Raw genomic sequence first — 7096 nt, forward strand, 5'->3', positions numbered from 1 at the left:
GGAGTGTTGTGTATATGAAATGTGAGGAAACTTTAAATGGTATTTTGATGCAAGTAATGAGAGTTCATTTTTTAAGAACACATTCATTACTTGAGGAAACGGGATTATACCATGGTCAACCTCCGTTACTTTTATTATTAGAAAAAGAAAATGGTCAAAGTCAAAAAATGTTAGCGGATAAACTAAAAGTAAAACCATCAACGATTAATGTAATGATAAAGAGAATGGAAAAGACTGAATTAATAGAAAGAAAACAAGATGAAAATGATCAAAGAACTTCAAGAATATTTATTACAGAAAAAGGTCGAGAGAAGTGCAAAAAATTATATGAAATAAATGAAGAGATGGAAAAAGAATGTCTTCAAAATTTCACAGTGGAAGAAAAAATAATAATAAGAAGATTATTAATTCAGATAAAAGATAATTTAAAATCTTGTATGGATTAAAAATTGGTAGACATTAAGAGAAAATCAACTTTAGGAAGGAGAGAAGAGTATGTTTAAATTAATAAAATATTTAAAAAAATCTACTGTAGCTATAATAGCCATAATAGGTTTGTTGGTAATTCAAGCGGTATGTGACCTCTCTTTACCAGACTATACATCAAAAATAGTAAATGTAGGTATACAACAAGGAGGAGTAGAAAATGCTGTTCCAAAAATAATTAGAAAAAGTGAATTAGACAAAATTATTTTGTTTATGAACGATAATGATAAAAACTTAGTAATGAATAATTATGATTTGTTAGATAAAAATTCTTTTACAAAATCAGAATTTAATAAATATAAAGAGCTTTATCCAAAGTTAAATCAAGAATCTCTTTATAAATTAACGACTGATAATAAAGAAAAAATAGAAGAATTAAATAATATAATGGGAAAGCCAATTTTAATAGCTTCAGGTATATCTTCAGATAATGAGGAAACGAAAAAAATGAAGGAAGGAATATTATCGAATCTTCCTCCTCAAATGACTCAAAAAGGAAATGATGATTTTTTTAATATATTATCAAAGATGCCAAGTAAACAGTTAGATGAAATTACTAAAAGTATAGAAGAAAAATTTAATGATATGCCAGAAAGTATAATTAGTCAGAGTGCAGTATCTTATGTTAAGGCTGAATATGAAAATATAGGAATAAATACTGAAAAGACTCAAAATAATTATATATTAACAACTGGTGCTAAAATGTTAGGTATAACAATAATAAGTATGTTAGCTACAATTTTAGTAGGATTCTTAGGGTCTAGAGTGGCAGCAACTTTAGGTAGAGATTTACGTAGTGGAGTATTTAAAAAAGTCATGTCATTTTCAAATGCTGAAATGACTAAATTTTCTACAGCTTCGCTAATAACACGTAGTACAAATGATATTCAACAAATTCAGATGTTAATGGTAATTTTACTTAGAGTAGTTTTCTATGCACCAATACTTGGAGTTGGAGGCGTACTTAAAGTATTAAATACAGATACATCAATGTCATGGATTATAGGTGTAGCAGTAGTTTCTATATTAGTATTAGTTATATTTATGTTTGCTGTAGTAATGCCGAAATTTAAGATAGTTCAAAGTTTAGTTGATAAATTAAATTTAGTAGCAAGAGAGATGCTTACAGGACTTCCAGTTATACGTGCATTTAGTACAGAAAGGCATGAAGAAGCTAGATTCGAAAAGGCTAATAAGGATTTAACAAAAACAAATATTTTTGTTAATAGAGTTATGGCATGTATGATGCCAGGTATGATGTTTGTGATGAATAGTATTACGGTACTTATAGTATGGAATGGAGCGAAAGGTGTAGATTCAGGAATGATGCAAGTTGGAGATATGATGGCATTCATTCAATATACTATGCAAATAATAATGGCATTTTTAATGATTTCTATGGTATCAGTAATGCTTCCAAGAGCTGTTGTATCAGCTAATCGTGTTGATGAGATTTTAGAAACAGAACTTAGCGTAAAAAATCCTAAATCAGTACAAAGCTTTGATAATAGTAAAAAAGGAATTGTTGAGTTTAAGAATGTTTCATTTAAATATCCTGATGCAGAAGAAAATATATTAAATAATATAACTTTCACTGCTAAGCCAGGAGAAACAACAGCATTTATAGGAAGCACAGGAAGTGGGAAATCTACTCTTATAAATTTAATACCTCGTTTCTTTGATGTTACGGGTGGTGAAATTTTAATTGATGGAGCGAATATAAAAAATGTTTCTAAGCATGAATTAAGAGAAAAAATAGGATATGTACCTCAAAGGGGAGTGTTATTCTCAGGAACTATAGATTCAAATTTAAGATATGGGAATATAGAAGCTAGTCATGATGAAATAGAAAAAGCGGCTAGAATAGCTCAAGCAACTGAATTTATAAATTCTAAACCAGATAAATTTGATACTGAAATATCTCAAGGTGGTACTAATGTATCAGGTGGGCAAAAACAAAGACTTTCTATAGCAAGAGCTATAGCAAAAAATCCAGAAGTATATATATTTGATGATAGCTTTTCAGCCCTTGATTTTAAAACTGATGCAACTCTTCGTAAGGCATTAAAATCAGAAACAGCTGAAAGTACAGTTTTAATAGTAGCTCAAAGAATAAGCACTATTTTAAATGCTGAACAAATAGTTGTTTTAGATGAAGGTGAAGTAGTTGGGATAGGAAATCATAAAGAACTTCTTAAAAATTGTGAAGTTTATAAACAAATAGCCTTATCACAACTTTCAAAGGAGGAGTTAGCTGATGAGTAAACAAGAAATGAGAAAAGGACCTATGGTAGGCAGAGGCCCAATGGGTCATGGACCAATGGGTGGCGGAGAAAAAGCAAAAGACTTTAAAGGAACTATGAAGACCTTAATGTCTTACTTATCTGAATTTAAGTTATCTATAATTTTGGTTATAATATTTGCAATAGGAAGTGTTACATTTTCTGTAGTAGGACCAAAAGTATTAGGTAAAGCTACTACAAAGATATTTGAAGGATTAGTGAATAAGGTTTCAGGAACTGGAGCGGGAATAGATTTTGAAGCTATAAAAAATATACTTTTAATATTGATTGGATTATATATTATAAGTGCTATATTTTCATTTATACAAGGATATGTAATGAGTGGAATCTCACAAAAGATAGGTTATAATTTACGAACAGAGCTTTCTAAAAAAATAAACAGAATGCCTATGAAATACTTTGATAATAAAACACATGGAGAAGTTTTGTCTAGAATAACAAATGATATAGATACATTAACTCAAAGTTTAAATCAAAGTATGACACAAGTTATAACATCAGTAACAACTATTATAGGTATATTAATAATGATGTTGTCGATAAGTTGGATTATGACTTTAGTAACATTAATTGTATTACCAATTTCAATGTTATTAATATCCTTAATAGTTAAAAAGTCACAAAAATATTTTAAATCTCAACAAGAATTCTTAGGTCATGTAAATGGTCAAGTTGAGGAATTGTATGGAGGGCATAATATAGTTCAAGCCTTTAATGGAGAAGAAGATGCTATTAAAGAGTTTGATGAATTAAATAATAATTTATATGGATCTGCATGGAAATCTCAATTTTTATCAGGTATAATGCAACCACTTATGATGTTTGTTGGTAATTTAGGTTATGTAGTTGTTTGTATACTTGGAGGATGGCTTGCAATTAGAAAAACTATCGAGGTTGGAGATATTCAGTCATTTATACAATATGTAAGAAACTTTACTCAACCATTAACTCAAGTTGCTCAAGTTGCTAATTTATTACAATCTATAGCAGCAGCATCTGAAAGAGTATTTGAATTTTTAGATGAAGAAGAAGAGGATCAAATTGTACCAAATGCAGTTTCAATAAAAGGATTATCAAGTAAGGTTGATTTTGAAAATGTTAAGTTTGGGTATAATCCAGATAAAATAATAATAAAAGACTTTACAGCTAATATAAAACCTGGTCAAAAGGTTGCAATAGTTGGACCGACTGGAGCTGGTAAAACTACTATAATAAAATTATTAATGAGATTTTATGATGTTAATTCTGGTCAAATATTAATAGATGGTCATAATATTAAAGATTTTAATCGTAGTGAATTAAGAGAAATGTTTGGAATGGTACTTCAAGATACATGGTTATTTAATGGAAGTATAAAGGAAAATATACGTTATGGTAAATTAAATGCAACGGATGAAGAGGTAGTAGAAGCTGCTAAGGCTGCTCACGTACATCATTTTATAAAAACTTTACCGAATGGATACAATATGGAATTAAATGAAGAAGCAAGTAATGTATCTCAAGGTCAAAAACAATTATTAACAATAGCAAGAGCTATATTAGCCGACCCTAAAATATTAATACTTGATGAAGCTACTAGTTCGGTTGATACAAGAACAGAAGTGTTAATACAAAAGGCTATGGATAACCTAATGGAAGGAAGAACTAGTTTTATAATAGCGCATAGATTATCTACTATAAGAGATGCTGATTTAATATTAGTAATGAATGAAGGCGATATAATAGAGCAAGGAAATCATGAGACATTATTAGCGAAGAATGGATTCTATTCTAATTTATATAATTCTCAGTTTGAAAAACAGATGTAGTATAAATGATATTTAAAAAAGCTGTTTCAAAATAAAATGAAACAGCTTTTTTAGTTTTATTTATATAGTAATTATTGATAATATTTATATTTAATTTATGAAGCTATATTATCTATAGAATGAGATTTATTATAATTATTTTTAATGAAATTAAAAACGTTTGCAATTAAATAAGTTGATATTATTGAAAATAAAGAAGCTATTAATATAGATATTTTTGATATATTAACAATTGTGGTATAGTTTGCAAAAGCTATCTCAGAAACGAATATAGCCATAGTAAATCCTATTCCTGCAAGTATTGATACACAAAATATAGATGACCAACTTGTATTGTCTGGTTTTTCAGTTATATTTAGTTTTGTACCAATATAGCTAAACAACATTATTCCTAATGGTTTACCAACAGATAATCCTAATACTATTCCCATTATTAATGTATCTACTAAAGCAAATTCAATATCAACTTTAAAGTTGATAGCAGTATTTACAAGTGCAAATAGAGGCAGAATTATTAAATTACATATAGGAGTTAATTTATGCTCTAATATTTCTAACATTGATGCTTTTGTATTTTTATTTTTTTGAGATGGTATCATGATTGCTAATAATACGCCGCTTATAGTAGAATGAACTCCGCTTGAATATATTAAATACCATAGAACTAATCCTAGTAATATATAAGGGGAAATCTTATTTACTTTAAAGATTTTATTCATAGCTAATAAAAGGAGCATTAATACTAAGGCTATAAATAAAAATTCATATTTTATATTTGAAGAATATAAAACACCAATAACTAGAATTGAAATTAAATCATCAACTACAGCCAAGGATAATAAAAATATTTTTAAAGACGGATCTATTTTGTTTTTTAAAATCATAAAAATTCCTACAGCAAAAGCTATATCAGTTGATATAGGAATACCTACACCGCTAGCAAATTCTGTATTACAATTAAATATTGTAAAAATGATTGCTGGAACTATAACGCCTCCAAAAGCAGATAATATAGGGAATGATGCTTTTTTAAAGCTTGATAAATTTCCGAAAAGTATTTCATGTTTTATTTCGAGACCTACTAATAAGAAGAATATAGCCATCAGAAAGTCATTTATAAACATATGTAAATTAAAAGTGTTGAAAAACGTTATCCCGGACATTAAATGATGATAATGTTCTTTTAAAGAGCTGTTTGCAATAATTAAAGAAAGTATTGTTGCTAATACAAGTAATACCCCTGTGAATACCTCAGATTTTAGTAAATTTTTAAATGATAAGTTCATATTTGTCCCCCTATGTCTTTTTATAGATGAATCATGCTGAATTTTGAATTCTAACTATAATAAAAATAGTACTCTGTATTTTAAATACTGTCAATATATGAAAATACAAAAAATTACAAAATTCATGGAGTGTATAAATATACTTATGAATTTTGTTAGGTTAACCTTTCCTATATTTTACAATAATAGTAAAATAGTATTAAAAAAGTAAGAAGAAAGTGATATATTTGTAAATATTAATATATGCAATCTTGTATATAAAAAGGAGAAAATATGAAAATTTTAATAGATGGAGATGGATGCCCTGTAATAGATATAACTATAGATGTAGCTAAAAAATTTAATATAGAAGTAATAATTATGTGCGATACATCACATTTAATAAAAAAAGAAGGAGTAGAAGTTATAGTTATATCAAAAGGTATTGATTCTGTAGACTTTGCACTTTTAAACAAAGTTAATAAAGGAGATGTAGTAGTAACTCAAGATTATGGATTAGCCTCTATGGTATTATCTAAAGGTGGACTTGCTATAAATCAAAATGGATTGATTTATAATGATAACAATATAGATCAATTATTAATTTCAAGGCATATATCAAAACAGATAAGAAAATCAGGAGGAAGAACAAAAGGACCAAAGAAGAGAAAGGTAGATAATGATATTAAATTTAAAGAAAACCTAATAGAAATTTTTAATTATATAGAATAGTATATAAAAATGAAATATACAGATAATATAAATATAGAATGTTGAAGATTAAATATATTTCATATTAAAATTAAAAAAATCTAAAAAAGGTATTGACCATATTTTAAAAAGGTGATAAAGTATTACTTGTCCTTAAGAAAAGGGACAGCAAGAAAAAATGAACTTTGAAAATTAAACAGTAGGTTAATTTATAGAATTTGAAACAACCAAACAAAGCCAGATATATAACAGTATCTGAGCCCATCAAAACTTTTATTTGAGAGTTTGATCCTGGCTCAGGATGAACGCTGGCGGCGTGCCTAACACATGCAAGTCGAGCGATTTCCTTCGGGAAAGAGCGGCGGACGGGTGAGTAACGCGTGGGTAACCTGCCCTGTACACACGGATAACATACCGAAAGGTATGCTAATACGAGATAAAGTGCTATGAAGACATCTTCGAAGCACCAAAGCTTTAGCGGTACAGGATGGACCCGCGTCTGATTAGCTAGTTGGTAAGGTAA

At 28.2% G+C, this 7096-nt stretch carries 5 protein-coding genes and 1 rRNA gene; 5 read left to right on the top strand and 1 reads right to left on the bottom strand.

Annotated elements, in window-relative coordinates; all coding sequences use genetic code 11:
* The first annotated feature begins 14 nt into the window (after window positions 1-14).
* From CHF27_RS08885 to CHF27_RS08895, 3 genes are read left to right on the top strand one after another with little or no spacing between them, the layout of a single operon-like run.
* Window positions 15-446, top strand: a complete 432-nt coding sequence (locus CHF27_RS08885) for a MarR family transcriptional regulator (RefSeq protein WP_095406858.1) — start codon at window positions 15-17, stop codon at window positions 444-446.
* 49 nt (window positions 447-495) lie between these two features.
* Entirely contained in the window at window positions 496-2751 is a 2256-nt protein-coding gene (locus CHF27_RS08890) for an ABC transporter ATP-binding protein (RefSeq protein WP_095406857.1), read from the top strand.
* The gene (locus CHF27_RS08895) at window positions 2744-4597 is read left to right on the top strand and encodes an ABC transporter ATP-binding protein (RefSeq protein WP_330409780.1); all 1854 of its coding nucleotides are present in this window, start codon (window positions 2744-2746) and stop codon (window positions 4595-4597) included. Before CHF27_RS08890 ends, CHF27_RS08895 begins: the two co-directional genes overlap by 8 nt.
* Before the next feature lie 95 nt (window positions 4598-4692).
* On the opposite strand, the gene nhaA is transcribed toward CHF27_RS08895, so the two are convergent.
* A complete protein-coding gene (gene nhaA / locus CHF27_RS08900; protein WP_095406856.1) occupies window positions 4693-5883 on the bottom strand; it encodes a Na+/H+ antiporter NhaA in 1191 nt (396 codons plus the stop codon).
* A gap of 273 nt (window positions 5884-6156) precedes the next feature.
* Here nhaA and CHF27_RS08905 point away from each other — a divergent pair, with 273 nt between their 5' ends.
* Together CHF27_RS08905 and CHF27_RS08910 are read left to right on the top strand one after the other, a co-directional pair.
* Window positions 6157-6594, top strand: coding sequence for a YaiI/YqxD family protein (locus CHF27_RS08905; RefSeq protein WP_095406855.1), 438 nt, complete (start codon window positions 6157-6159; stop codon window positions 6592-6594).
* A gap of 252 nt (window positions 6595-6846) precedes the next feature.
* Window positions 6847-7096: ribosomal RNA gene (locus tag CHF27_RS08910) — 16S ribosomal RNA — on the top strand; the annotation flags it as partial.

The organism is Romboutsia maritimum, assembly GCF_002251085.2.
Classification (GTDB): domain Bacteria; phylum Bacillota; class Clostridia; order Peptostreptococcales; family Peptostreptococcaceae; genus Romboutsia_B; species Romboutsia_B maritimum.

Bases quoted from the DNA above. Each gene is read 5' to 3' on its own strand.
- CHF27_RS08885 (WP_095406858.1), top strand. From the start codon at position 15: ATGAAATGTGAGGAAACTTTAAATGGTATTTTGATGCAAGTAATGAGA.
- CHF27_RS08890 (WP_095406857.1), top strand. From the start codon at position 496: ATGTTTAAATTAATAAAATATTTAAAAAAATCTACTGTAGCTATAATA.
- CHF27_RS08895 (WP_330409780.1), top strand. From the start codon at position 2,744: ATGAGTAAACAAGAAATGAGAAAAGGACCTATGGTAGGCAGAGGCCCA.
- nhaA (WP_095406856.1), bottom strand. From the start codon at position 5,883: ATGAACTTATCATTTAAAAATTTACTAAAATCTGAGGTATTCACAGGG.
- CHF27_RS08905 (WP_095406855.1), top strand. From the start codon at position 6,157: ATGAAAATTTTAATAGATGGAGATGGATGCCCTGTAATAGATATAACT.